The sequence below is a fragment of the Micromonospora sp. NPDC049114 genome (assembly GCF_040648635.1).
In the GTDB taxonomy this organism is placed as follows: Bacteria; Actinomycetota; Actinomycetes; order Mycobacteriales; family Micromonosporaceae; genus Micromonospora.
On the sequence record NZ_JBEZEA010000015.1, the window covers coordinates 24,360 to 48,048 of the forward strand.

Sequence of the window (23,689 nt, forward strand, 5' to 3'; positions counted from 1 at the left end):
GGCCTGTGAAGGCGGCCGGCACCGGCAGCGCCCCACCCGTCGCCGCCCCACCGGGTCTCCCGCGCGAGGTCTACGTCCTCAGCGTCGTCGGCGGGTGCGTCATGCTCGGCCTGGGGCTGGTACTCCCGGTGCTTCCGGTGTACGCGGCGACGTTCGGGGCCGGGCCCACCCGGATCGGACTACTCGTCGCCCTGTTCGCGATGATGCGGCTGGCCACCAGCCCGTTCTGCGGCCGGCTGGCGGTTCGGTTCGGGGAGCGGCGGGTCCTGGTCGCCGGCCTGATGCTCTGTGCGCTCTCCTCGGCCCTGACGGCGTTCGCCGGGTCCTACGGGCAGCTACTCGTGTTCCGCGCGCTCGGCGGCGCCGGCTCGGTGCTGTTCTCGGTGTCCGCGCTGGCGATGCTCCTGGCCATCGCGCCGCCCGACCAGCGGGGCCGGGCCAGCGCCGTGTTCGAGGCGGGCTTTCTGCTCGGCGGGATCTGCGGACCGGCGCTGGGCGGGCTCCTCGCGCTCGTCGCCCTGTCCACGCCGTTCGTGGCGTACGCGGCGCTGTTGCTGGGCGCCGCGGTGCTGACCCTGGCGGTGCTCGACACCGGCCGGAGCACCGGGGCGGCGCTCGGCCGTACGGTGGTCGACCTGCCGGTCCTGTTGCGGGATCGGCGCTACCTGGTGGCCTGCCTCGCCGCGCTGGCGCAGGGGTGGGTCCTGTTCGGGCTGCGCAGCGCGCTGGTCCCTGTGGTGGTGGTGGCGTGGCTGCGTGACGTGGCGTGGGTCGGGTGGGCCTTCACCATCTCCGCCGCCGTCCAGGCGCTGCTGATCGTGCCGGCCGGCCGGGTGGTCGACCGGGCCGGCCGCCGACCCGCCATGATCGCCGGCACCGGTGTGGCCGCGGCGGCGATCACCGCCCTGGTGTTCGTGGACCGGTACGCCTGGCTCGTCGCCCTGCTCTGTGTGTACGCGGCGGGCTCGGCGCTGCTCAACGCCGCACCTGCCGCGCTGGTCGGTGACGTCGTCGCCGGCCGGGCCGGCAGTGGCGTCGCCGCCTTCTCGATGTGCACCGACGTCGGCGCCGTGGTCGGACCGGTGGTCGTGGGGCTCGTCGCCGAGCGGGTCGGTGTTCCGGCCGCCTTCGCCAGCGGCGCGGTGCTGCTGGTCGTCGCCTTCGTGGCGTCGTGCACGTTGACAACTGCTCGACCATCCGAAGGAGTTGATCGATGATTCAGCCGTCGGCCCGACACCAGCGTGGTGAGGCCATGTTTCAGCAGGTCTTCGGCCGCGAGCCGCGCCCGGGTTCCTACCCGGAGTTCCTGCGGATCACTGTCGACCACCTGTTCGGTGAGATCTGGACGCGTCCGCACCTGAGCGTCGAGGAGCGCGAACTCGTCGCGTTGACAGCGGTCACGCTGGCACGGACCGACTGGGAGTTGCGCGGCCACATCGGCGCGGCGCTGCACCTCGGGATGTCGCGGGAGAAGATCGTCGAAGTCATCATCCAGCTCGCCTACTACGGTGGTTGGCCGGTCGCCAACAACGGGCTGCGCGTCGCCCAGGAGGTCTTCGCCGAACTGGACGGCGACAACGGGACGGCCGCCGACGATGACCGGTGAGCCGCTCCCCCTCGACCCGGCCGAGAAGGTCGACCTGTGGCGCCAGCGGTTCTTCGAGGCCCAGGCGGCAGCGGAGGAGTTCATCCTGGGAGAGCACGGCGAGGAAGGCCTGGCCGCCTGGATCCGGGCGAACTCCCGGATCACCGCCAAGCTGCTGCGAGAGCAGCGGCCCGCCGGGGTCTCCGCCACCGACCACTTCATGACCCGGCTTCAGCGTCAACTGCTGCTGTACGACTCGGCGGTGACCAGGGAGCCGGAGCCCTCGGGCACCGTCCTGCGCAACGCCGACTGCGGCATCCTGCGCTACCGCCGACAGGCCGCCCGTGCCGGCGTCGTCCTGACGTTCTCGTCACCGTGCTCGTACTGCCAGGAACTCCACACCGCCATCGCCGCCCGCTACGTGGAGCCGGACGTCACGGTGTCGTGCGATCAGGCGGGCGACGGGTGCACGTGGCGCGCGGAGTCTCGTCACGCGGCGGGAGAGGGCACGACCGGGTCACCGCAGCGCGGACGTGACGGTGGCTGAACCAACGGCAGCGCCGGGCGGTCGTCGCCCGGCGACCGGCTGCCGGCGAGCGACATGCCGAGTTGCCTGCCCACTGCCACACACAGGTCGAACGCAGCGGTGCGGGTCAGGTCGGGGTGATCGTTCTGGGTGAAGCAGGCCGAGGCGACGTTCTTGTTCCGGAGCCGCAGATACCACGGGAACAGCGCGCCCAGGGCGGGCTCGGTCAGCATCGTGCGCGAATGGACGATGGTCCCCACCAGCAGGTTGCCGAGCGGGCGGTGCCGGGCGTTCATGGAGCTCTTCAGACGTTCCTGGAAGATCTTCAGCACCGCGGGCACGTTGCCCGCGTACACCGGCATGGCGAGCAGCATCCCCCGCGCGCCCTCGGCCAGCTCGACGACCCGTTCGAAGTCGTCGTCGATCGTGCACCGGCCCACCTCGGGGTCGAGGCAGGTGTCCTCGCCCTCACACATCGCGATGCGGTGGTCGATCAACCGGATCCGCTGGATCTCCGCGTCATCGATCTCCCGAACGACGCCGGTGACCGCCGCCTCCAGCAGCGCGTCGGTCAGCGACGGCAGACGCTTCTGGGTGCAGGACAACGCAACGATCTTCATTCGAGGGGCCTCCCCGGTCCGCTGGACGTCACTCGGCACCGGCCGCCGGACGACGCCCCGGGTGGCCGCACCCGGAGACGGAATTGACGATTGTCAAAGCATAGCGGCAGGCCACCGGATCCCCCGGGCACCTGCACCGCAACCTACCGGCTGCCGAACCGCCGCAGCCTTACCCGAAAAAGGCCCCGACCCGGTGTGAACCACCAGGTCAGGGCCTTGATCGTTGGTGCGCCGGCAGAGCGATCGCGGTGTGGGGACGGGCCGATCCCGTTACGCGCCGCGCAACGTCGCGCCGAGGCGCTCCGCCGCGACGGCGACCGCCGCGTCCCGTGCCGCGACCGCCTCCTCGACGGTCAGCGTCCGGTCCGGCGCCCGGAACGTCAGCTTGTACGCCAGCGACCGGCGACCCTCGCCGAGCTGCGCGCCGGAGTACACGTCGAACAGCCGGACGTCCTCCAGCAGCTCACCGGCGCCCGCCTCCAGCGCACGACGCACCTGCTCCGCCGGCACCGAGTCGTCCAGCACCAGGGCCACGTCGATCAACGCGGGCGGGAAGCCGGACACCGTCGGCGCGGGCGTCACCGGGGTCGGCGGCAGCGCGTCGAGGTCGAGTTCCAGCGCGCAGGTGCGCCGGGGCAGCTCCAGCGCAGCCACCACCGTCGGGTGCAGCTCGCCGGCGTGCCCGACGACCGCGTCGTCGACGCGCACCTCGGCGCAGCGGCCGGGGTGCCACGGCGCGTACTCGGCCGCCCGCACCTCGACCCGCTCGCCGGTGACACCTGCGGCGTCGAGCACGTCGCGGGCTGTCTCGATGGCGTCCGCCCAGCCGGCCGGTCGACCCGCGCCCCACCAGCCGGCAGGGTCGAGGTCACCGGTGAGCACCGCCGCGACGTGCACCGGCTGCGCCGGCACCACCGCGTCGGCGGCGGCGAACTCCGCGTCGGTCGGGCGGCGGTCCACCCCCATGGCGGGCGGGCTGCCGGCGCCGAGGCGCGGGTGGAAGACCGCGCCGATCTCGTAGAGGGCGAGGTCGCGGTGACCCCGGCCGAGGTTGCGCTTGAGGATGCCGAGCAGCGGGCCGAGCAGCGTGGTGCGCAGCAGCGGCTCCTCCTCGGACAGCGGGTTGGCCAGGCGCACCGCGGGCCGGCGGCTGTCGTCGGCCGGCAGGCCGAGCTGGTCGGCCAGTTCCGGCGACACGAACGGGTGCGCGAGCACCTCGACGTACCCCCGCTCGGCCAGCGAATTGGCGACGGTCCGGCGGCGACGCTGGCGCGGGGTCAGGCCGCGACCGGGGGGCGCGGTGGGCAGCACCGACGGCACCCGGTCGTACCCGTCGAGGCGCACGACCTCCTCGACCAGGTCGGCCGGGTCGGTCAGGTCGGGTCGCCAGGTCGGCGGGGTGACGCTCAGCGCCACCTGCGCGCCGCTGGCCACGCCCACGGCGCCCGGGTCCTCGGACAACCGGTCCGCGCCCTGCGCGACGGTGCAGCCGACCCGCTCCAGCAGGGCGACGACCCGCGCCGGCGGGTACTCGACGCCGACCCGGCGGGTCGGCAGGTCCGCCGGCAGGGTGATCGGGGTACGCGGCCGGACGTGGTCGATGTCCAGGATCTCGGCGCTCGGCGTGCCGCCGCCGTGCTCGGTGAGCAGCCGCACGGCACGTTCCAGCGCGACAAGTGCCACGGCCGGGTCGACGCCCCGCTCCCAGCGCTTCGCGGCCTCGCTGAACAGCTTGTGCCGGCGGGCCGTGCGCCCGACCATCGCCGGGTCCCAGTGGGCCGCCTCGAAGAGCACGTTCGTGGTGCCGCCGGTGACGACCTCGCTGGTCTCGCCACCCATCACCGCGGCGAGGGAGATCGGACCCGTGTCATCGCAGATGACCATGTCGTCGGCGGTGAGCACCCGGTTGACGCCGTCCAGGGTGGTCAGCTTCTCCCCCGCCTCGGCGCGGCGGACCACCAGCGGCCCGGCGATCCGGTCGGCGTCGAACGCGTGCATCGGCTGGCCCAGTTCCAGCATCACGTAGTTGGTGATGTCGACGGGCAGCGAGATGCTGCGGATGCCGGCGGTGACGAGACGCTGAGCCATCCACGACGGGGTGGGCGCGTTCGGGTCGACGCCGCGGACCAGGCGGGCGGTGAACCGGTCGCAGCCGACCGGGTCGCGGACCTCCACCGGGTACGCCGGCGTCGGCGTGCCGCCCGGCGCGGGCGCCATCCCCGGGTCGTGCAGCGGCACGTCGAAGGCGTGCGACAGCTCCCGGGCCAGGCCGCGCAGGCTCAGCGCGTACCCCCGGTCGGGGGTGATCTCCAGCTCGAACACGACGTCGTCGAGCCCCACGACGGGCCGCGCGTCGTCGCCGGGCTTGGCGGACCCGTCCGGCGGCAGCACGATGATGCCCGAGTGGTCGTCGCCCAGGCCCAGCTCCTTGGCCGAGCAGATCATGCCGGCCGAGTTGTGCCCGTACGTCTTGCGGGCGCCGATCGCGAACCCGCCGGGCAGCACACCGCCGGGCAGGATCACCACCACCCGGTCACCGACGGCGAAGTTGCGCGCCCCACAGACGATCTCCTGCGGGTCGCCGGTGCCGTTGGCGGCGCCCACGTCCACCCGGCAGAAGCGGATCGGCTTCTTGAAGCCGGTCAGCTCCTCGATCTCACGCACCTCGCCGACGACGAGCTGGCCGGTGACACTCTCGCGCAGGTCCACCACGGACTCGACCTCGATGCCGAGGTCGACCAGGGCCTGCTCCAGGTCACCGGTGGGCAGGTCGGCGGGGAGGTCGACGTACTCCCGCAGCCAACTGACAGAAACTCGCATGACTTCAGACCACCGTTCCCGTGTCTCGTACCCGCATCGCCTACGCCCCGGTCCCGAGCGCGCGGCTGAACCGCACGTCGCCCTCGAAGAGATGGCGGATGTCGCTGACCCCGTGCCGGACCATCAGGGTCCGGTCGATGCCCATGCCGAAGGCGAATCCGGAGTAGACCTCCGGGTCCACGCCGCAGGCGCGCAGCACCCGCGGGTTGACCATGCCGCAGCCACCCCACTCGACCCACTGCGGGCCGTCGCGGTGCTCCGGGAACCACACGTCGAACTCCGCCGACGGCTCGGTGAACGGGAAGTAGTGCGGCCGCCACCGGGTCTTCGCCTCCGGCCCGAACATCGCCCGCGCGAAGTGGTCCAGCGTGCCCCGCAGGTGCGCCATCGTGATGCCCTTGTCGACCACCAGACCCTCGGCCTGGTGGAACACCGGGCTGTGGGTGGCGTCGATCTCGTCGGTGCGGTAGACGCGGCCGGGCACGATCACGTAGATCGGTGGCTTGCGGCTGAGCATCGTGCGGGTCTGCACCGTCGACGTGTGCGTACGTAGCACCAGGCCGGAGCCCTCCGGTGCGATGTGGAACGTGTCCATCAGCCCGCGCGCCGGGTGGTCGGCGGGGATGTTCAACGCGTCGAAGTTGACCCACTCCAGGTCGACCTCGGGCCCCTCGGCCACCTCGTAGCCCATCCCGACGAACAGGTCGCTGATCGACTCCATCAGGGTGCTCAACGGGTGCCGGGCGCCCCGCGGACGCCTGTTGAAGGGCAGCGTGACGTCCACCCGCTCCTCGACGAGCACCCGCTCGGCCTGCTCGCGCTCCACCACCTCGGCGCGGTCGGCGTACGCGGCCTCGATCGCCCGGCGGGCCTCGTTGACCCGCTTACCGGCGTCGGACTTCGCGGCCGGCGGCAGCGCGCCGATCTCGCGGCGCGCGAGGGAGACCGGTGACCGGTCCCCCAGGTGCACCGACCGCAGCGCGGTCAGCGCGTCCGGGTCGGCGGCGGCCGTGAACGCCTTCGTGGCGTCGGCGACGGCCTCGGCCAGGGCGGCCGGGTCGAGCAGGGCGACCTGCTTCGGGTCGTACGGATCGTTGCGGTAGCTCATGGCGTACGGGCACTCCCTCACGGCGGCGCCAGCCCTCCACGGGCGGCTAGGCGAGTCTACGGACGCGCGGCTGTGCCGCAGCCCGCCGGTAGGAGTTGCGCAGGGAGCAGGTCAGGCCCGCCGCCCGCCGACACCGGCGGGCTGGCTAAACGAACGCCGTGTCGCGTTCATGGGCGGATGCTCTCCCCTGCTGTCAGTCGCGCCGACAAGGTCACCGTCAGCGCTGCGCTCTCGCTGAAGCGTACAGGCAGACCGCCGCGGCGGCAGCCAGGTTGAGGCTCTCCGCGCGCCCGTACAGCGGCACCCGCACCCGGGCGTCGGCGGCGGCGGTCAACTCCTCGGGCAGGCCGTGCGCCTCCGAGCCGAACAACCACGCGGTGGGCGCGACAAGCCGGCCGTAGTCGGTCAGGTCGTCCAGGTCGTCGTCGCCGTACCCCGTGGTGGCGAAGATCGACAGCCCGGCGGCGCGCAGCGCGTCGACCACCGCGACCGGGTCGGGCGCGCGGACCACGTCCACGTGGAAGAGGCTGCCGGCCGAGGCCCGCACACACTTGCCGTTGTACGGGTCGACGGCGTCTCCGGCGAAGACCACCGCACCCGCGCCGGCGGCGTCGGCGGTGCGCAGCACCGTGCCGGCGTTGCCCGGGTCGCGGATCTCGGCGAGCACCGCCACCAGCCGGGGGCCGCCGGCGAGGGCCTGCTCCAGCGACACGTCGAGGTGCCGGCAGACGGCGACCAGCCCCTGCGGGGCGACGGTCTCGGCCAGCGCGGCGAGCGCGTCGTCGGTCACCTCGGAGACCGGCACGTCGGCGCGGGCCGCCGTCGCGGCCAGCTCCGGGTACCGGTCCAGCGCGGCGGGCGTACCGAACAGCTCGGTGACCACGCCCGGCCGGGCCAGGGCCTCGCGGACCGCCTGCGGGCCCTCGGCCAGGAAACGGCCGGCGGCGTCGCGGTCCCGGCGGCGTTGCAGGCGGCGGGCGGCGACAACCCTGGGGGTACGCGGGGTGAAGGCCATGGTGTGTGTTCCTCCGGCACGATTGAGGCGCCCCCCGGACGGCGGTGCCGACGCGGGAGACGCCTCGCTCTGGTGCGTGGGGATCAGGCGGCCTGGGCCGCCGCGCCGCCGGTGCCCTCGGCCGCGACCGCGGCCCGGGCCAGCTCGACGATCGCCGCGAACGAGGCGGCGTCGTTGACGGCCATGTCGGCCAGGATCTTGCGGTCAACCTCGATGCCGGCCAGACGCAGGCCCTGGATCAGACGGTTGTAGGTCATCCCGTTGGCCCGGGCGCCCGCGTTGATCCGCTGAATCCACAGCTGCCGGAAGTCGCCCTTGCGGTCGCGACGGTCCCGGTAGGCGTACTGCATCGAGTGCAGCACCTGCTCCTTGGCCTTGCGGTACAGGCGGGAGCGCTGACCGCGGTAACCGCTCGCGGTCTCCAGCAGGGTACGACGCTTCTTCTGGGCGTTTACAGCCCGCTTGACGCGTGCCATCTCAACTCCTTCTTACGTAAAGGTGGCGCGCGTCAGCGGCCGAGCAGCTTCTTGATGCGCTTGACGTCGGCCTTGGCCAGCACGACCGTGCCGGTCAGCCGGCGGGTCTGGGTGGAGGGCTTCTTCTCCAGGTTGTGGCGGAGGCCGGCCTGCTGGGCAACGATCTTGCCCTTGCCGGTCACCTTGACCCGCTTACCCATACCCGTGTGGCTCTTCATCTTCGGCATGTGGAACGTCTTCTCCCCTGTTACTCGCCGCTGGTCTCGGTGGCGGTGCCACCGTCAACGGCTGCTGCGGTCTCGCCGGCCGCCGCGGTCTCATCGGTGACCGGCGCGGACTCGTCCGCCCCCCGGTCCCGAGGTGCACCGCGGGACGCCGTAGCGGCGACCGCGGAGGCCTTGACGGCCCGATGCGGAGCGAGAACCATGATCATGTTTCGACCGTCCTGCTTCGGAGCGGCCTCGACGTATCCCAGGTCCGTGATCTCGGATTCGAGCCGGCGCAGGAGCCGGTAACCCAGCTCCGGGCGGCTCTGCTCGCGACCGCGGAACATGATCGTCACCTTGACCTTGTCGCCCGCCTTGAGGAACCGCACCACGTGACCCTTTTTGGTCTCGTAGTCGTGCGGGTCGATCTTCGGACGGAGCTTCATTTCCTTGATGACGGTCTGCTGCTGATTACGCCGCGCTTCGCGCGCCTTGAGTGCGCTCTCGTACTTGAACTTGCCGAAGTCCATGAGCTTGCACACCGGCGGGCGCGCCATCGGCGCAACCTCGACCAGGTCCAGATCGACGTCCGCGGCCAGCTGAAGGGCGCGCTCCAGCGGGACGATGCCCACCTGCTCACCCTCGGGGCCGACCAGTCGGACCTCACGTGCCCGGATCTGCTCGTTCACGCGTGGTTCGACGCTGATGGGGCCTCCTCGAGTCGTTTCTGCTCTGTCGCCGACCCCTGCGGCTCCCGGGTGGGAACCGACCCGGAAAGCAGAAGGCCCCGGCGCATGCCAGGGCCCGCTCGACCGGTCGGCGCGATCACAGGATCACACGTCCGGAACCGGGACGTGCCCGGAACCGGTGACCGGACCCGGCCACCGTGGCGGCGACTCGGGTGGGAGCAGGCGCTCCGCTTTCAATGCTGTCTGCTCGCATGCGGAGACAGCCTGGTCGACTCGACAACAATACACCGCCGCCTCGCTCGCCCCCAAACCGGGCACCCGGCCCGTGAGCAGCGCCGACAGTGGCGCGTCTGGAGCAGGGCCGACGGTGGCGGGCGCCGAGCGGCGGGGTCAGCTGCCGGCGGCGCGCTGGGCGAGGCGGTTGAGGTGGGCTTCGTGCAGCCGGCGCAGGGCACGGACCCCGTCGACTGCCAGCTCCTTGTCGGCCGCCTGCAGGGCGACCATCGGCAGGAGGTCGTCGTCGTGCAGCTCCAGGCTCGCCCACGGCGCACCCCTGTCGAAACGGACACCCCGGACAACCTCCCAGGGCAGCTCGTACGAGCTGATCACGTTACGCACCCGGATGCCCCGCGCGTCCGCCTCCACCCGGGGGCGGGTGAACAGCAGGAAACCCAGCGCCCCGAAGATGCCCAGGCCGATCATGGCGATCTGATCGCCGCGCTGGAAGCTGCCGTAGCCGTCGCCGGTCGGCCCGCTCAGCGAGGTGGCGACGACGGCGAACACCACCACCAGCGCGACCGCCGCCGACCAGCACACCACCCGGATCCGGCGGGGCTTGAGACGGACCAGCTCGGTGTCACTCACCCCACCAGTCTGCCACCCGTGCTCGCCCCGCAGACGCACCACCCGCCGAGCCACCACTCAGCATCCCGCGACGCGCCAGTGCCGGCGCGGCGCGGGTGATCCACTCGAGATCGACGAAACGGGGGTGTCCCGGGCGGGCGGACACCCCCGTTCCAGCGGTCCCGGGGCGCTCAGAGGCGACAGGCGTGGATGTTGGTCACCAGGATGGCGCGGGCGCCCAGGTCGTACAGCTCGTCCATGATCCGGTGCACGTCGTCGCGGAGCACCATGGCCTGCACGGCCACCCAGCCCTCCCGGTGCAGCGGCGACACGGTGGGCGACTCGATGCCAGGGGTCAGCCCGCTGGCCCGGTCCAGCAGACCGGCCGGGACGTCGTAGGCGAGCATCACGTAGCGGCGGGCCACCAGCACGCCGTGCAGGCGGCGCAGCAACTGCTCGGCCTGCGCGTGCGCCGGTGCGCCGGCGCGACGGACCAGCACCGCCGACGAGCGCAGCAGCGGCTCGCCGAACACCACGAGGCCCGCCTGACGCAGGGTCGCGCCGGTCTCCACCACGTCCGCGATCACGTCGGCGACACCGAGGCGTACGGCGTTCTCCACGGCGCCGTCGAGGCGGATCACCTCGGCCTTGACGCCCACCTCGTCGAGGTGCCGCTCGACCAGCCCCGGGTACGCGGTGGCGATCCGGTGCCCGCCCAGCTCCCGCACCGAGGCGATGTCGTCGGGGCGGGCGGCGAAGCGGAAGGTGGCCCGGCCGAAGGCGAGGTCGACGACCTCCTCGGCGGGCGCGGCCGAGTCGATCAGCAGGTCCCGGCCGGTGATGCCGAGGTCGAGGTCACCGGAGCCGACGTAGGTGGCGATGTCCTTGGGACGCAGGTAGAAGAATTCGACGTCGTTGGCCTCGTCGCGGCAGACGAGGTCCTTGGGGTCGGTGCGCTGGCGGTAGCCCGCCTCACGCAGCATCTGGGCGGCCGGCTCGGCCAGGGTGCCCTTGTTGGGGATGGCGACACGCAACATGACGGAGTGCTCCTTCGATCGGGTCTGATCAACGACGGGGCGCACTCACAGATGTCGGTAGACGTCCTTCAGTTCGAGACCACTGGCGAGCATCAGCACCTGGACCTGGTAGAGCAGCTGGGAGATCTCCTCGGCGGTGCGCTGCGGCCCCTCGTGCTCGGCGGCCATCCACGACTCGGCCGCCTCCTCGACAACCTTCTTGCCGATGAAGTGCACGCCCTTGTTCAGCGCGGCGACGGTGCCCGAGCCCGGGGTGCCGGCGGCGGCCTTGGCCTGCAGCTCGGCGAACAACTCCTCGAACGTCTTCACGGGAGGCGATTCTTCCAGCCGCCGGGCCGGCGCCCCGAGTCCGGGTCCACCGCGACCCAGCAGGCGGACAATTCCCTACCATCATGGTGGGAAAATCTTCGATCGACGCCCATGGACCTCTACGCTGTCCGCCATGGCCAGCCGCTCACACCTTGTCGCGCTCACCCTCGCCGGCGCCGTCGTCGCCACCGCCGGATGCGCGCCACAGGACGAGGAACCGACACCCACCGTCACCGCCTCGGCGTCCTGCACGAAGGACAGCCTGCCCACCCGTACGCCGGGCAAGCTCACCATCGCCACCGACCAGCCGGCCTACGAGCCGTGGTTCCGCCAGGACAAGCCGGACAGCGGCGAGGGCTTCGAGGCCGCCGTCGCGTACGCGGTGGCCGACAAGCTGGGCTACGCCCGGGGCGACGTCACCTGGACCCGGGTCAAGTTCGACACCGCGATCGCGCCCGGCCCCAAGAACTTCGACTTCGACATCAACCAGTTCTCCGTCACCGAGGAGCGCAAGCAGGCGGTGGACTTCTCCGCCCCGTACTACCTGGTGCGGCAGACCGTCATCGCGCTGAAATCCTCCAAGATCGCCGGCAAGACGTCGCTCGCCGACCTGCGCGGCGCCCGGCTCGGCGCCCAGGTCGGCACGACCAGCTACCAGGCGATCACCGACGTCATCAAGCCGACCGCGAAGCCGCAGGTCTACAACAGCAACGACGACGCCAAAAAGGCTCTGCAGAACGGTCAGATCGACGGGCTCGTGGTGGACCTGCCGACCGCCTTCTACATCACCGGCGCGGAGGTCACCGACGCGACGATCGTCGGTCAGGTGCCGCAGGTGGGCGTACCGGAGGCGTTCGGGCTGCTGCTGGACAAGAACTCGCCGCTGACCCGCTGCGTCAGCGGCGCCGTCGGTCAGCTCAGCGAGGCCGGCACGCTCACCGAGCTGGAGCAGAAGTGGCTCGCGCAGGTGGCGGGGGCGGCCGAGCTGAAGTGACGCCGCGGGAGCACACCCCGTCGGCGGCGCAGCTGCGCCGGTCGGCGTACCGGCGTCGGCAGAGCCTGCGCAGCGTGCTGATCGCCGCCTTCTCCACGGCGGCGCTCGGCACGTTGCTCGTCGTCGCCGTGACCGGCGCTCCGGGCTGGGACCGGGTCCGGCAGTCGTTCCTGGACCCGGAGATCGGCGCCGACGCGCTGCCGGCAGTGCTGGACGGGCTCTGGCTCAACGTCCGGCTGCTGGTCTGCTGCGCGGCCGGCGCGCTGCTGCTCGGGCTGGTGATCGCCGTGCTGCGGACCCTGCGCGGCCCGGTCTTCTTCCCGGTGCGGGCGCTGGCAGCCGGCTACACGTACACCTTCCGTGGTCTGCCGCTGATCATCGTGCTCTACCTGCTCACCCTCGGCGTGCCCGGGCTGCGGTTGCGGGGCATGCCGTCGGTGCTGGTGCTCGGCGGGCTCGCGCTGGTGCTCACCTACGGCGGCTACCTGGCCGAGGTGTTCCGGGCCGGCATCGAGTCGGTGCACCCCAGCCAGCTCGCCGCGGCCCGCTCGCTGGGCCTGACCTACCGGCAGACGATGCGGCACGTCGTCCTGCCGCAGGCCGTGCGCCGGGTGGCCCCGCCGCTGCTCAACGACGTGGTGGCCCTGCAGAAGGACGTCGGGCTGGTCTCGCTCGCCGGCCCGATCGACGCGGTCCGCGCCGCGCAGATCGCCACCGCCCAGTCGTTCAACTACACGCCGTACGTCGTGGCCGGGGTGCTGTTCGTGCTGCTCGCGATCCCGCTGATCGCCGTCACCGACTGGGTGACGCTGCGCTCGGCCCGTCGCCAGTCGGGAGGCTGACCATGGCGCTGCTGCGCTGCCGGGGTCTGCGCAAGGAGTTCGCCGGGCACGTGGTGCTGGACCGGCTCGACCTGACAGTCGACGAGCACCGGGTGGTGGCCCTGATCGGGGCGTCCGGGTCGGGCAAGTCCACCCTGCTGCGGTGCGTGAACCTCCTGGAGGAGGTGGACGACGGCACCATCGAGCTGGACGGGGAGGACATCTCCGACCCTCGGGTGGACGCCGACCGGGTCCGCCGGCGGATCGGCATGGTGTTCCAGGCGTACAACCTGTTTCCGCACCTGAGCGTGCTGGACAACATCACCCTCGCCCCCCGGCGGGTGCACGGGCGGGCCCGCGCCGAGGCCGAGGCCCAGGCCCGCGACCTGCTCGACCGGGTGGGGCTGGGCGCGAAGGCGCACGCCTACCCGGACGCGCTCTCCGGCGGGCAGCAGCAGCGGGTGGCGATCGTCCGGGCGCTGGCGAACGCGCCCCGCCTGATGCTGCTCGACGAGGTCACCTCGGCCCTGGACCCGGAACTCGTCGGCGAGGTGCTGACGATGATCCGGGACCTGAAGGCCGACGGGATGACCATGGTGCTGGCCACCCACGAGATGGGTTTCGCCCGGGAGGTCGCCGACGAGGTGTGCTTCCTCGACGCGGGGCGCGTCGTCGAGAGCGGCCCACCGGAGCAGGTGCTCGGCGAGCCGACGCAGGCCCGGACCCGTCAGTTCCTGCGCCGCATCATCGAGGCCGGCCGCCTGTGAGGTTCGCCGGCACCGGAGCCGGCGGCGTCAGCCGCCGAAGCCGACCCGCTGGGCGTTGCCGGCGGCCACGGTCCGGACGGCCAGGGCCGCGTCGAGCGCCGCCACTGTCGCCGCCCAGCCCTTGTCCTCCGCCGATCCGGGCAGCCCGGCCCGGTCCCGGGCCTGCTCGATGGTCTCCACGGTGAGCACGCCGTGCGCCACCGGCTTGCCCTCGTCCAGGGCCACCCGGGTCAACCCGTCGGTGACCGACCGGCACACGTAGTCGAAGTGGGCGGTGGCGCCCCGCACGACCACGCCGAGCGCGACCACCACGTCGCAGCGGCGGGCGAGGGCCTGGGCGACGACCGGCAGCTCGACGGAGCCGGCGACGCGCGCCACCACCGACCGCGCCCCGCACGCCTCGGCGGCGGCGACCGCACGCTCCAGCATGTGGTCGGTCAGGTCGCCGTGCCAGCGTGCGGCCACCACCCCGACGGTCAGCCCCGCGGCGTCGACCGCCTCGACTCCCGGCTCGCCGAAACCCGCCATCGTCATGCTCCGATCTCGTCGTCGGCGACCGGACGCCCCAGCGGCGCCTCGGACACCTCGTCCAACTCGTCCAGCAGGTGACCCATCCGGTCCCGCTTGGTGCGCAGGTAGCGCAGGTTCTCCGGGTGCGCGCCGGCCGGCAGGCTCTCGCGGCCGGTGACGGTGAGCCCGTAGCCCTCCAGCCCGGCCCGCTTGGCCGGGTTGTTGGTCAGCAGCCGCATCGAGCGCACGCCCAGGTCGTACAGGATCTGCGCGCCGGTGCCGTAGTCGCGGGCGTCGGCCGGCAGACCCAGGTCGAGGTTGGCGTCCACGGTGTCGCGTCCCTGGTCCTGCAACTGGTACGCCTGCAGCTTGTGCAGCAGGCCGATGCCGCGTCCCTCGTGCCCGCGCACGTAGAGCACCACGCCCCGGCCCTCGCGGGCGACCCGGGCGAGCGCGGCGTCCAGCTGCGGCCCGCAGTCGCAGCGCAGCGAGCCGAACACGTCCCCGGTCAGGCACTCGGAGTGGACCCGGACCAGCACGTCCTGACCGTCGCCGAGGTCACCGAGCACCATCGCGACGTGCTCGGCCGGGTCGTGCTCGGCGCGGTAGCCGAGCGCCCGGAACACCCCGTGCCGCGTCGGCATCCGGGCGTCGGCGACCAGCTCGACCTGCTTCTCGGTACGCCGCCGGTAGGCGATCAGGTCGGCGATGGTGATCAGCGTGAGGCCGTGCTCGGCGGCGAACTTCTCCAGGTCCGGCAATCGCATCATGGTGCCGTCGTCGTTGACCAGCTCACAGAGCACGCCCGCCGGGCGCAGACCCGCGAGCCGGGTCAGGTCGATCGCCGCCTCGGTGTGCCCGGGTCGGCGCAGCACCCCGCCCTCGCGGGCGCGCAGCGGCACCACGTGCCCGGGCCGGGCCAGGTCGGTCGGGTCGGTCGCCGCGCCGGCGAGCAGCCGGCTGGTGTGCGCGCGGTCGGCCGCCGAGATGCCGGTGCTGATCCCCTCGCGGGCGTCCACCGTCACCGTGTACGCGGTGCCGCGCCGATCCTGGTTGGTGTGGTGCATCGGCGGCAGGTCGAGCCGGTCGGCCTCGCTCTCGGTCACCGCCACGCACACGTACCCGGAGGTGTGGCGCACCATGAACGCCATCAGCTCCGGTGTGGCCCGCTCGGCCGCGAAGATGAGGTCGCCCTCGTTCTCCCGGTCGGCGTCGTCGACCACGACGACCGGCCGCCCGGCGGCGATCTCGGCGATCGCCTCGTCGATATCGGCGAAGCTGCTCATGCGACGGCCTCCGTGTAGGTGGGCGGGAGTGCGGCGGCCGGGCGGGTGGCGCGCGAGGTGCGCCACCAGGCGGCGAAGCCCCAGGCGCAGAAGGCGCCGTAGACCAGGTACATGGCCGCCGACGGGTAGAACCCGCCGCGCAGCAGCAGCGGCACGCCGACCGCGTCCACCGCGATCCAGACCAGCCAGAACTCGACCCAGCCGCGGGCCATGCCGTAGGTGGCCAGCAGGCTGCCGGTGAGGATCCAGGCGTCCGGCAGCGGGCCCCACGAGCCCAGCGCCTTGAGCACCGGGTACGCGACTGCGGTGCCGACGACGGCGGCCAGCAGCAGCACGAGCCGCTCCCGCCCGGTGGCCCAGCGCGGCAGCACCGCGGCGTGGTCGGCGTCCAGGCGGCTGTTGCGGCGCCACCGCCACCAGCCGTAGACGCTGACTGCGAAGAAGAACACCTGCCGGCCGGCCTGCCCGTACAGGTCGTGGGCCTGCGGGGTGGCGAACACCCCGCCGAGGAAGACGGTGAACAGCAGCGCGTTGCCGATCATGCCGACCGGCCACGCCCAGACCAGCCGGCGCAGCCCGAGCAGCGCGGAGACCAGCCCGAACACGTTGCCGACGATCTCCCGGGCCAGCACCGGCGAGCCGGCCACCTGCACCTGGGCGTCGAGCAGCCAGCCGAGGGGGCCCATCAGGCCACCCCGGGTGTGCTCGGGGTCGCCCCGGAGGCGTCGGTGAGCCGGGCGCCGAGCAGCCGCTCGACGTACTTGGCCACCACGTCGACCTCCAGGTTGACCTGGTCGCCGACGCCCTTCGCGCCGAGCGTGGTCAGCTTCAGGGTGGTCGGGATCAGCCCGACGGCGAACTCGTCCGCGCCGACCTCGGCCACGGTCAGCGACACACCGTCGATGGTGATCGAGCCCTTCTCCACCACGTACCGGGCCAGGGCGGCGGGCAGGCGGAACCGCACCGTCTCCCACTGCTCGGCCGGTTCCCGCGAGATCAGTTCGCCGACGCCGTCGACGTGGCCCTGCACGAGGTGACCGCCGAGTCGGCTGCCCAGCGCCGCCGCCCGCTCCAGGTTGACCGGGTCGCCGGGGCGCAGCGCGCCCAGCGCGGAGCGGCGCAGGGTCTCGCCCATGACGTCGGCGGTGAAGACGCCGTCGGTCGCGTCCACCACCGTCAGGCAGACACCGTTGACGGCGATGGAGTCGCCGTGGCGGGCGTCCGAGGTGACCAGCGGACCGCGCACGGCGACCAGCGCCGAATCGTCAGCCGTGGCGGTGACCCGGACGATCTCCCCCAACTCCTCGACAATGCCGGTGAACATGTCAGCCCTCCCTTTTGCGGGGCAAAGCGGTGATCCGGAGATCCGGACCGACCTGCGTAACGTCGACGAACTCCAGATCGATTGCCTCAGCGATGGTCGTCACTCCCGCGTCGACCAGGGCGGTGGGGCCGGCGCCGAGCAGCCGGGGCGCGACGTACCCGACGATCTTGTCGACCAGGCCGGCGGCCAGGAACGCGCCGGCCAGCCGGGGGCCGCCCTCCAGCAGCACCGCGCGGACCCCACGCTGGTGCAGCGCCGCGAGCAGCGCCGACAGGTCGACCCGGCCGTCCGGGCCCGCGCCCACCTCGGCCGCGGTCGCGACCCACGTCCGCGCGGCGCCGTCGCGGACCCGGGCGTCGGCCGGGGTACGCCCCGAGCTGTCCACCACCACCCGCAGCGGCTGCCGGATGGCCAGGCTGCCGTCACGCAGGTTGCGGGCGGTCAACCGGGGGTCGTCGGCGAGCACGGTGCCCACCCCGGCGACGACCGCGTCGACGGTGCCGCGCAACGCGTGCACGTCCATCCGGGCCGCCTCGGAGGTGATCCACATGCTGGTGCCGTCCGCGGCGGCGGACCGGCCGTCGACCGTGGCGGCGTACTTCCAGATGACGTACGGCCAGCCCCGGCGCATCGAGGTCAACCACGCGACGTTGCCGGCCTCGGCCTCGTCGCCGCGTACCCCCAGATCCACCTGGACCCCGGCGGCGCGCAACGTGGCGGCGCCACCGGAGGCCACCGGGTTCGGATCGGGTACGGCGATGACGACGCGGGACACCCCGGCCTGGACGAGCGCGGTGCTGCAGGGGCCGGTGCGGCCGGTGTGGTCGCAGGGTTCCAGAGTGACGACCGCGGTGCCGCCCTCGGCGCGCGGGCCGGCCTGGGCCAGCGCGACGATCTCGGCGTGCGGCCCACCGGCGTAGGCGTGGAAACCCTCCCCCACGACCTCGCCGTCGGCGTCGAGCAGCACGCACCCGACCACCGGATTGGGGCTGGTGGTGCCCAGCCCGCGAGCCGCCAGCTCGATCGCACGCCGCATCGCCTCATCGACGGAGACGCTGGCCATCGCCCTTTCCCTGCCCTCTCACTCGCCGGTCCGCGCGCGGGCGGTCAGGGAGGCGGCATGGGCCGCGGGCAGGCGGCGGCGGAGTCCGGGTACGGCACAGCCGACCCGGATGGGCGGCACGGCACGCTGAAGCCAGCGGCCGGCTCGGACCCGTCCGTCCCGCGCGCTGTCTCCCATCCGGACTGTCTGGGCGCGGACGAACCGCCCCCAACCGTCGGCCCCGGATTTTCACCAGGTCCACCGGGCGGCAGAGCCGTCCGGGTCGCGGGCTGACCACGGTTGGACCGTGGATCACCGCCGGTTCGGAATTTCACCGAGTCCCGCCAGCGCGTGGTGGGTACTTCGCAGTCTTACACGCCGAACGCGGTGTGTCCTTATCCAGGCGAGCTACTTCACAGCGGGATCACGCGTCAGGTGACGCCGCGCCGCCGGTCCACCGCCACGTACGACCCGGGTTGGCTCTTGGCGACCGTCTTCATCTCCGAGGCCACCGCGATGGCCTCCAGGGGGTCGGTGAACCGCTTGCCGGCGTCGGAGAGGGAGACCCCGATGGACAGCGTGACCAGGGCCGCCCGGCGGATGGTGCCCCGCCGGTCCTTCAGCTCGACGAAGCCCCGCTCCCGGTCGGTCGGGTCGTAGAGCGTGTCGGCGGACTTCTCGAAGTCGACCACCGCCCGGGAGGTCAGCGGGCGGACCTGGTCCGGCGCGCAGACGATCACGAAGTCGTCGCCGCCGACGTGGCCGAGGAAGGCCGGCGGCAGACCCACCGCCACCACCGCCCGGTGCAGGCTGCGGGCCAGCGCCGAGATGAAGTCGTCGCCGCGGACGAAGCCGTACCGGTCGTTGACGCTCTTGAACCGGTCGATGTCGATGTAGCCGACCGCGTAGTCCACCCCGTGCCGGACCCGGTCGCTGATCTCCCGACGGATCCGGCTGTTGCCGGGCAGCCCGGTCAGCGGGGAGACCTCCCGGAACTCCTTGTTGCGGCGCAGCGTCGAGGACACCCGGGCCACCAGCTCGGCGGTGTCGAACGGCTTGACCAGGTAGTCGTCGGCGCCGGCGCTGAGGCCGTGGACCTTGTCCACGGTCATCCCCTTCGCCGTCAACATGATCACCGGCAGGGCGGAGGTCATCGGGTCGGCGCGCAGTCGTCGGGTCAGCTCCAGACCGTCGATGCGGGGCATCATGAGGTCGACCACGGCCAGGTCCGGCCGTTGCCGCTCGATGACCTCCAGGGCCTCCTGGCCGTCACTGGCGTGGATCACCTCGAAGCCGTGCAGCCGCAGGTTGAACTCGACGAACCGGGCGATGTCCTCGTCGTCGTCGACGACGAGGATGATGTCCTTGCGGTCGACCTCGGGTTCCACCTCAGGCCCCGGGCGCCGCGCGCTCCGCGAGAGCCCGCAGGTGCCGGACCGCCTCGGCCGGGTCGGCGGCGCCGTAGACGGCGGTGCCGGCCACGAACGCGTCGGCCCCGGCGGCGGCCGCCTGCTCGATGGTGTCCGCGGCGATCCCGCCGTCCACCTCGATGCGCAGCTCCAGATGGCCGGCGTCGACGTGTCGACGGGCGGCACGGACCTTGTCCAACAGCTGCGGGATGAACCGCTGCCCGCCGAAGCCCGCCTTGATCGTCATGATCAGCAGGGTGTCGAAGCTGGGCAGCAGCTCCAGGTACGGCTCGATCGGGGTGTCCCGGTCGATGGCCAGCCCGGCCTTCGCGCCGGCCGAGCGCAGGTCCTTGGCCAGGGCCACCGGGTCGTCGGCCGCCTCGACGTGGAACGTGACGTTGTACGCCCCGGCGTCGGCGTAGCCCGGGGCCCACCGGCGCGGGTCGGAGATCATCAGGTGCACGTCGAACGGCATCGTGGTTGCGGCTCGCAGGCTCTGCACCACGGGCAGCCCGATGGTCAGATTGGGCACGAAATGGTTGTCCATCACGTCCACGTGCAACCAGTCCGCGGCGTCCTCGACGGCACGGACCTCTTCGGCGAGGCGGGCGAAATCGGCGGCCAGGATGCTCGGCGCGACGATCGGCGGCGGTACGGTCACGGGGCCAGTGTACGAACGCGGCCACCCGCCGCCCGCAGCACGGCACCAACTCCGACACGCTGTGACCCAGCAGTGACCAGTAGTGCAGAATGAGCCGGTCCGGGCCATCGATTCGGACGAACAGACATCAGTGGCTGGCCGATCGACCCAAACGGGACGACACTCCAAGCGGGACGGTGCCGTAGGCTGCACGCCCGCCGGGGTCGCGCCGCGGGGCGCGGTGACCGGTCGCCAGCTCGCGGGAGGGCGGACGATGCGACGGTGGCTTCCAGCGCTGGCGCTGATCGGCATCACGACGATGCTGCTGGCCGGCTGCGGGCCGGCGCGAGGCGCGGACGGTGACCTCACCGACGACTGGCCGGCACTGCGGGTTCCGCGGCCGTTCACCCCCGCCACCGACACCTGCCTGCCCCGGATCACCTCGGTCGTGCAGGCCAGCACGTACGAGACCGTCGACTGCGCCCGCAGCCACCTCGCCGAGGCGATCCACGTCGGCACGTTCACCGGCACGGCCGCGCAGGCCGGCACCCGACCGGGTTCGGGCTCGACAGCGCTGCGCGCCGCCCGCTCCGAGTGCGACCAGCGGGCCCGGGAGGTGCTCGGCGGCGACTGGCACACGGCCCGGCTCACCCTGACGCTCTCGCTGCCCAGCGGCCCGGCCTGGACCGGCGGGGCGCGCTGGTTCCGCTGCGACCTCAGCGAGACCGACAGCATCGACAACACCCGGCCGGTGAACCGCGTCGGCAGCCTGCGCGGCGCGTTGATCGGCGACACCCCGCTGACCCACGGCTGCTTCGACCCGAAGCTGATCGGCGACAACCTCAACTACATGGCCCCGGTGCTCTGCACCGAGCCGCACCGCGCCGAGTTCGTCGGCGTCTACTCCGAACGGGACATGAGCTGGGCCGAGTTCACCCGCTCGGGCGAGCAGGCGCACCGGCGCTGCATGGCGTTGATCGCCACGTACGCGGCCGTGCCGAACAACAGCGACCTGCCGTACCGGGCCGGGTCCATCTACTACCCACCGTCGCAGCGCGAATGGGAGGAGGGTGACCGGGGGGTGCGCTGTTTCCTGTGGAGCGACGACCGCAAACTCACCCGTTCGATGCGCGGCGTCGGCCCCGAGGGACTGCCGGCGATCTGAGTCACGGTGCCGTATGCTGCTGCGCCGTGGCGCTACCGGCCGGCTGGGGGCCGTCCGGAGCTCACCAGCGGCGGGAGGTCGACGATGCGACGGTGGTTGACGGCGATTGCCGGGGGCGCTGCGGTGGCCCTGGCGCTCACCGGCTGTGGCGCACCCGCCGGAGTCGACAGTGACCTCATCGACGACTGGCCGGCGCCCGTGGCGGCGCAGCAGTTCGTCCCCACCGCCGGCGTCTGCCACCACTCCTCCCAGCAGGTCGGCTTCCTGAGCGGCTACAACCCGATGGAGTGCGCCGAGTCGCACCGGGTGGAGACCCTGCACGTCGGCACGCTCACCGGCCCCGGCACCGACCGCGGCACACCTCCGCCGCCCGGCTCGGTGGGCATGCGGGCCGCGCAGGCCGGCTGCGAGACGGAGGTCAACAAGGCCCTCGGCGCCAACTGGCGCTCCGGGCGCCTCGGGCTGGCCGTCGTACTGCCCTCGCCGGCCGCCTGGGCCGGCGGGGCCCGCTGGTACCGCTGTGACGTCACCGAGATCGCCAGCATCGACGACACCGCCGTCGACCTGCGCACCGGCAGCCTGCGGGGCGCCCTGACCGGCGCGTCGCCGCTGGCGTACCGCTGCTTCAACCCCAAGCTGGACAAGGACAAGATCGAGGAGATGGTGGCGGTGTCCTGCACCGCCAAGCACCACGCCGAGTTCGTCGGGATCTGGCAGGCCCCGGACATCAGCTACGCGGAGTTCAACCGCACCACCAAGCGCACCCACCGCGCGTGCCAGTCGGTGACGGCCAAGTACGCCAAGGTGCCCGACAACTCGCAGCTCGACTTCCGCGCCGGAACGATCTACTACCAGCCGTACGAGCAGGAGTGGCGCAACGGCAACCGCGGCGTGCAGTGCTTCCTCTGGATCAGCGACCGGAACCTGACCCGCTCGATGAAGAACGCCGGAGACAAGGGCCTCCCGGTCACCTGACCCCGACCGACACGACCGCACCCGGCCGACTCGGCCGGGTGCGGTGTCGCGTTCAGCCCGTACGCGGGCCGGCGGTCAGCCCTCGCGCAGGACGGGTCAGCCCTCGCGCAGGACGGGTCAGCCCTTGCGCAGGACGGCGAGGAACATCGCGTCGGTGCCGTGGCGGTGCGGCCAGAGCTGCACGGTGGGGCCGTCGCCCAGGCCGGGCATGCCGGCCGGCAGCAACGGTCGGGCGTCGACGAAGTCCACCGACACGCCGCTGCGGCGAGCCGCCTCGGTGACCGTCACGTGCGTCTCCACGGTGTGCGGCGAGCAGGTGACGTACGCGACCAGCCCACCCGGTCGGACCGCCCGCAGCGCCGCGCCCAGCAACTCCCGTTGGAGCCGGGTCAGCGGCGGCAGGTCGGACGGCTGGCGGCGCCAGCGCGACTCGGGCCGGCGACGCAGCGAGCCCAACCCGGTGCACGGGGCGTCCACCAGGACCCGGTCGAAGTGGCCCTCCGGCAGCTTCGGGTCGGCGCCGACCTCACGACCGTCGGTGGCCACCACTGTCACCGGCAGACCCCGGGTCGCCTGGGACACCAGCCGGGCCCGGTGCTCGGCCACCTCCACGGCGGTCAGGCGGGCGCCGCGCTGCGCGGCCAACGCGCCGAGCAGACCGGCCTTGCCACCCGGACCGGCGCACAGGTCCAGCCAGCGCCCGTCCGGGCCGTCCAGCGGCGCGTCGGCGAGCGCGGCGGCCACGAGCTGGGAGCCCTCGTCCTGGACGTGGGCGCGACCGTCGACCACCGCCGGCACGTCGCCCGGCGCACCGCCGGGCAGATAGACGGCGTACGGCGAGAAGGCGCCGGGGGCGCCGCCGACCTGGTCGGCAAGCTCGATCGGGTCGATCAGGCCGGGACGGGCGCACAGGTGCACCGGGGGACGCTCGTTGTCCTCGATCAGGAGCCGGGCGGTCTCGCCCAGGTCGCCGTCGAGCGCCTCGGAGAAGGCCCGCACGATCCACTGCGGGTGGCTGTACGCCAGCGCCAGGTGCCCGACCGGGTCTGTCTCGATCGGCGGGGCGAGCTTGGCCACCCACGCGTCGATGTCGCGGGTGGACACCTCGCGCAGTACCGCGTTGGCGAACCCGGCGGCGCCCGGCGCGACCGAGCGGACCAGGTCCACCGTCGACGACACGGCGGCGTGCGGGGGCACCCGGGTGTGCAGCAGCTGGTACGCCCCGATCCGCAGCGCGTCGCGCGCCGGCGGGTCGATGCGGGCCACGTCCCGCCCGGACGCGTCGCTGAGGATCGCGTCGAGCGTGCCGACGTGGCGCAGGGTGCCGTAGGTCAGCTCGGTGGCGAACGCGGCGTCGCGGCCGTACAGCCCCTCCTCGCGCAGGATGGTGGGCAGCACCAGGTTGGCGAAGGCGTCGTCGCGGTGCACGGCCGCCACCGCCTCGTACGCCACGCGTCGTGGCCGGTCCAGTGGTGGCCGGGTCGGCCGGCGGTCGCCGCCGCGGCCGGCGGACGAACCGCCG

The 23,689-nt window shown here is 72.8% G+C and carries 25 protein-coding genes, 1 pseudogene and 1 riboswitch; of the genes and pseudogenes, 8 read left to right on the forward strand and 18 right to left on the reverse strand.

Translation table 11 applies throughout. From position 1 onward, the window contains the following. Positions 1-5 precede the first annotated feature (5 nt). Genes AB0B39_RS28855 through AB0B39_RS28865 form a run of 3 tightly spaced genes read left to right on the forward strand, consistent with a single transcriptional unit; the run spans position 6 to position 2,132 of the window. Positions 6-1,217 carry an MFS transporter gene (locus tag AB0B39_RS28855; protein WP_357575888.1) on the forward strand — a complete coding sequence of 404 codons (1,212 nt, stop codon included), beginning with the start codon at positions 6-8 and terminating at the stop codon, positions 1,215-1,217. Continuing rightward, positions 1,214-1,606, forward strand: a complete 393-nt coding sequence (locus tag AB0B39_RS28860; RefSeq protein ID WP_357575889.1) for a carboxymuconolactone decarboxylase family protein — start codon at positions 1,214-1,216, stop codon at positions 1,604-1,606. The genes AB0B39_RS28855 and AB0B39_RS28860 overlap by 4 nt, the downstream gene beginning before the upstream one ends. Further along, on the forward strand, positions 1,596-2,132 hold the full coding sequence (locus tag AB0B39_RS28865) for a hypothetical protein (protein ID WP_357575890.1): 537 nt from the start codon (positions 1,596-1,598) through the stop codon (positions 2,130-2,132). Before AB0B39_RS28860 ends, AB0B39_RS28865 begins: the two co-directional genes overlap by 11 nt. On the opposite strand, the gene AB0B39_RS28870 is transcribed toward AB0B39_RS28865, so the two are convergent. The 10 genes from AB0B39_RS28870 to AB0B39_RS28915 form a co-directional block, all read right to left on the reverse strand. After that, complete coding sequence (locus AB0B39_RS28870) at positions 2,075-2,731, reverse strand: NAD(P)H-dependent oxidoreductase (RefSeq protein WP_357575891.1); 657 nt, start codon at positions 2,729-2,731, stop codon at positions 2,075-2,077. The two genes, AB0B39_RS28865 and AB0B39_RS28870, sit on opposite strands and share 58 nt — an antisense overlap. 270 nt (positions 2,732-3,001) lie before the next feature. Beyond that, positions 3,002-5,551, reverse strand: a complete 2,550-nt coding sequence (gene pheT / locus AB0B39_RS28875) for a phenylalanine--tRNA ligase subunit beta (protein WP_357575892.1) — start codon at positions 5,549-5,551, stop codon at positions 3,002-3,004. A 40-nt stretch (positions 5,552-5,591) separates the two neighbouring features. Continuing rightward, positions 5,592-6,659 carry a phenylalanine--tRNA ligase subunit alpha gene (gene pheS / locus AB0B39_RS28880; protein ID WP_357575893.1) on the reverse strand — a complete coding sequence of 356 codons (1,068 nt, stop codon included), beginning with the start codon at positions 6,657-6,659 and terminating at the stop codon, positions 5,592-5,594. Positions 6,660-6,876: 217 nt separating this feature from the next. Then, positions 6,877-7,674, reverse strand: coding sequence for an RNA methyltransferase (locus AB0B39_RS28885; RefSeq protein WP_357575894.1), 798 nt, complete (start codon positions 7,672-7,674; stop codon positions 6,877-6,879). A gap of 83 nt (positions 7,675-7,757) precedes the next feature. Beyond that, positions 7,758-8,150 carry a 50S ribosomal protein L20 gene (gene rplT / locus AB0B39_RS28890; protein WP_091087503.1) on the reverse strand — a complete coding sequence of 131 codons (393 nt, stop codon included), beginning with the start codon at positions 8,148-8,150 and terminating at the stop codon, positions 7,758-7,760. Positions 8,151-8,182: 32 nt separating this feature from the next. Then, positions 8,183-8,377, reverse strand: coding sequence for a 50S ribosomal protein L35 (gene rpmI / locus AB0B39_RS28895; protein ID WP_007458415.1), 195 nt, complete (start codon positions 8,375-8,377; stop codon positions 8,183-8,185). 20 nt (positions 8,378-8,397) lie between these two features. Further along, positions 8,398-9,045, reverse strand: coding sequence for a translation initiation factor IF-3 (gene infC, locus AB0B39_RS28900; RefSeq protein ID WP_357497747.1), 648 nt, complete (start codon positions 9,043-9,045; stop codon positions 8,398-8,400). 390 nt (positions 9,046-9,435) lie between these two features. After that, a complete protein-coding gene (locus AB0B39_RS28905) occupies positions 9,436-9,909 on the reverse strand; it encodes a PH domain-containing protein (RefSeq protein ID WP_355136426.1) in 474 nt (157 codons plus the stop codon). 170 nt (positions 9,910-10,079) lie between these two features. Continuing rightward, a complete protein-coding gene (gene hisG / locus AB0B39_RS28910; RefSeq protein ID WP_234589783.1) occupies positions 10,080-10,925 on the reverse strand; it encodes an ATP phosphoribosyltransferase in 846 nt (281 codons plus the stop codon). A gap of 45 nt (positions 10,926-10,970) precedes the next feature. After that, positions 10,971-11,234, reverse strand: a complete 264-nt coding sequence (locus AB0B39_RS28915; RefSeq protein WP_234589761.1) for a phosphoribosyl-ATP diphosphatase — start codon at positions 11,232-11,234, stop codon at positions 10,971-10,973. A gap of 133 nt (positions 11,235-11,367) precedes the next feature. On the opposite strand from AB0B39_RS28915, the gene AB0B39_RS28920 reads away from it, so the two are divergent. Genes AB0B39_RS28920 through AB0B39_RS28930 form a run of 3 tightly spaced genes read left to right on the forward strand, consistent with a single transcriptional unit; the run spans position 11,368 to position 13,816 of the window. Then, positions 11,368-12,228: an ABC transporter substrate-binding protein gene (locus AB0B39_RS28920; RefSeq protein ID WP_357575895.1), complete on the forward strand. Its 861-nt coding sequence runs from the start codon at positions 11,368-11,370 to the stop codon at positions 12,226-12,228. Next, complete coding sequence (locus AB0B39_RS28925) at positions 12,225-13,070, forward strand: amino acid ABC transporter permease (protein ID WP_234589748.1); 846 nt, start codon at positions 12,225-12,227, stop codon at positions 13,068-13,070. Before AB0B39_RS28920 ends, AB0B39_RS28925 begins: the two co-directional genes overlap by 4 nt. 2 nt (positions 13,071-13,072) lie before the next feature. Beyond that, on the forward strand, positions 13,073-13,816 hold the full coding sequence (locus AB0B39_RS28930; RefSeq protein ID WP_357497742.1) for an amino acid ABC transporter ATP-binding protein: 744 nt from the start codon (positions 13,073-13,075) through the stop codon (positions 13,814-13,816). A 27-nt stretch (positions 13,817-13,843) separates the two neighbouring features. Here the strand turns inward: AB0B39_RS28930 and ribH are convergent, their stop codons facing one another. The 7 genes from ribH to rpe all read right to left on the reverse strand — a co-directional run bounded on the left by ribH (position 13,844) and on the right by rpe (position 20,048). Continuing rightward, a complete protein-coding gene (gene ribH, locus AB0B39_RS28935; RefSeq protein ID WP_234589790.1) occupies positions 13,844-14,344 on the reverse strand; it encodes a 6,7-dimethyl-8-ribityllumazine synthase in 501 nt (166 codons plus the stop codon). 2 nt (positions 14,345-14,346) lie between these two features. Then, positions 14,347-15,612 (reverse strand): bifunctional 3,4-dihydroxy-2-butanone-4-phosphate synthase/GTP cyclohydrolase II, encoded by a 1,266-nt coding sequence (locus tag AB0B39_RS28940; protein WP_234589746.1) that lies wholly within the window; start codon positions 15,610-15,612, stop codon positions 14,347-14,349. After that, a complete protein-coding gene (pnuC, locus tag AB0B39_RS28945) occupies positions 15,609-16,298 on the reverse strand; it encodes a nicotinamide riboside transporter PnuC (protein ID WP_234589744.1) in 690 nt (229 codons plus the stop codon). Before pnuC ends, AB0B39_RS28940 begins: the two co-directional genes overlap by 4 nt. Next, positions 16,298-16,936 carry a riboflavin synthase gene (locus AB0B39_RS28950; protein ID WP_357575896.1) on the reverse strand — a complete coding sequence of 213 codons (639 nt, stop codon included), beginning with the start codon at positions 16,934-16,936 and terminating at the stop codon, positions 16,298-16,300. The genes pnuC and AB0B39_RS28950 overlap by 1 nt, the downstream gene beginning before the upstream one ends. Before the next feature lies 1 nt (position 16,937). Beyond that, complete coding sequence (ribD, locus tag AB0B39_RS28955) at positions 16,938-17,999, reverse strand: bifunctional diaminohydroxyphosphoribosylaminopyrimidine deaminase/5-amino-6-(5-phosphoribosylamino)uracil reductase RibD (protein ID WP_234589740.1); 1,062 nt, start codon at positions 17,997-17,999, stop codon at positions 16,938-16,940. A gap of 161 nt (positions 18,000-18,160) precedes the next feature. Beyond that, positions 18,161-18,331: riboswitch (FMN riboswitch) on the reverse strand. A gap of 78 nt (positions 18,332-18,409) precedes the next feature. Then, a complete protein-coding gene (locus AB0B39_RS28960; protein WP_357497735.1) occupies positions 18,410-19,366 on the reverse strand; it encodes a response regulator in 957 nt (318 codons plus the stop codon). A 1-nt stretch (position 19,367) separates the two neighbouring features. Continuing rightward, on the reverse strand, positions 19,368-20,048 hold the full coding sequence (rpe, locus tag AB0B39_RS28965; protein ID WP_357497733.1) for a ribulose-phosphate 3-epimerase: 681 nt from the start codon (positions 20,046-20,048) through the stop codon (positions 19,368-19,370). A gap of 253 nt (positions 20,049-20,301) precedes the next feature. Between rpe and AB0B39_RS28970 the strand changes: the two genes are divergently transcribed. Both AB0B39_RS28970 and AB0B39_RS28975 read left to right on the forward strand, forming a co-directional pair. Next, positions 20,302-21,192 (forward strand): septum formation family protein, encoded by an 891-nt coding sequence (locus AB0B39_RS28970; protein WP_357497731.1) that lies wholly within the window; start codon positions 20,302-20,304, stop codon positions 21,190-21,192. An 84-nt stretch (positions 21,193-21,276) separates the two neighbouring features. Next, positions 21,277-22,167 (forward strand): septum formation family protein, encoded by an 891-nt coding sequence (locus tag AB0B39_RS28975; RefSeq protein ID WP_234589718.1) that lies wholly within the window; start codon positions 21,277-21,279, stop codon positions 22,165-22,167. Between the two features lie 117 nt (positions 22,168-22,284). Here AB0B39_RS28975 and AB0B39_RS28980 read toward each other — a convergent pair. Next, a pseudogene (locus AB0B39_RS28980) lies at positions 22,285-23,646 on the reverse strand (transcription antitermination factor NusB); the annotation flags it as partial. Between the last annotated feature and the right edge of the window lie 43 nt (positions 23,647-23,689).

Bases quoted from the DNA above. Each gene is read 5' to 3' on its own strand.
- AB0B39_RS28860 (WP_357575889.1), top strand. From the start codon at position 1,214: ATGATTCAGCCGTCGGCCCGACACCAGCGTGGTGAGGCCATGTTTCAG.
- AB0B39_RS28865 (WP_357575890.1), top strand. From the start codon at position 1,596: ATGACCGGTGAGCCGCTCCCCCTCGACCCGGCCGAGAAGGTCGACCTG.
- AB0B39_RS28870 (WP_357575891.1), bottom strand. From the start codon at position 2,731: ATGAAGATCGTTGCGTTGTCCTGCACCCAGAAGCGTCTGCCGTCGCTG.
- pheT (WP_357575892.1), bottom strand. From the start codon at position 5,551: ATGCGAGTTTCTGTCAGTTGGCTGCGGGAGTACGTCGACCTCCCCGCC.
- pheS (WP_357575893.1), bottom strand. From the start codon at position 6,659: ATGAGCTACCGCAACGATCCGTACGACCCGAAGCAGGTCGCCCTGCTC.
- AB0B39_RS28885 (WP_357575894.1), bottom strand. From the start codon at position 7,674: ATGGCCTTCACCCCGCGTACCCCCAGGGTTGTCGCCGCCCGCCGCCTG.
- rplT (WP_091087503.1), bottom strand. From the start codon at position 8,150: ATGGCACGCGTCAAGCGGGCTGTAAACGCCCAGAAGAAGCGTCGTACC.
- rpmI (WP_007458415.1), bottom strand. From the start codon at position 8,377: ATGCCGAAGATGAAGAGCCACACGGGTATGGGTAAGCGGGTCAAGGTG.
- hisG (WP_234589783.1), bottom strand. From the start codon at position 10,925: ATGTTGCGTGTCGCCATCCCCAACAAGGGCACCCTGGCCGAGCCGGCC.
- AB0B39_RS28920 (WP_357575895.1), top strand. From the start codon at position 11,368: ATGGCCAGCCGCTCACACCTTGTCGCGCTCACCCTCGCCGGCGCCGTC.
- AB0B39_RS28930 (WP_357497742.1), top strand. From the start codon at position 13,073: ATGGCGCTGCTGCGCTGCCGGGGTCTGCGCAAGGAGTTCGCCGGGCAC.
- ribH (WP_234589790.1), bottom strand. From the start codon at position 14,344: ATGGCGGGTTTCGGCGAGCCGGGAGTCGAGGCGGTCGACGCCGCGGGG.
- AB0B39_RS28940 (WP_234589746.1), bottom strand. From the start codon at position 15,612: ATGAGCAGCTTCGCCGATATCGACGAGGCGATCGCCGAGATCGCCGCC.
- pnuC (WP_234589744.1), bottom strand. From the start codon at position 16,298: ATGGGCCCCCTCGGCTGGCTGCTCGACGCCCAGGTGCAGGTGGCCGGC.
- AB0B39_RS28950 (WP_357575896.1), bottom strand. From the start codon at position 16,936: ATGTTCACCGGCATTGTCGAGGAGTTGGGGGAGATCGTCCGGGTCACC.
- ribD (WP_234589740.1), bottom strand. From the start codon at position 17,999: ATGGCCAGCGTCTCCGTCGATGAGGCGATGCGGCGTGCGATCGAGCTG.
- AB0B39_RS28970 (WP_357497731.1), top strand. From the start codon at position 20,302: ATGCGACGGTGGCTTCCAGCGCTGGCGCTGATCGGCATCACGACGATG.
- AB0B39_RS28975 (WP_234589718.1), top strand. From the start codon at position 21,277: ATGCGACGGTGGTTGACGGCGATTGCCGGGGGCGCTGCGGTGGCCCTG.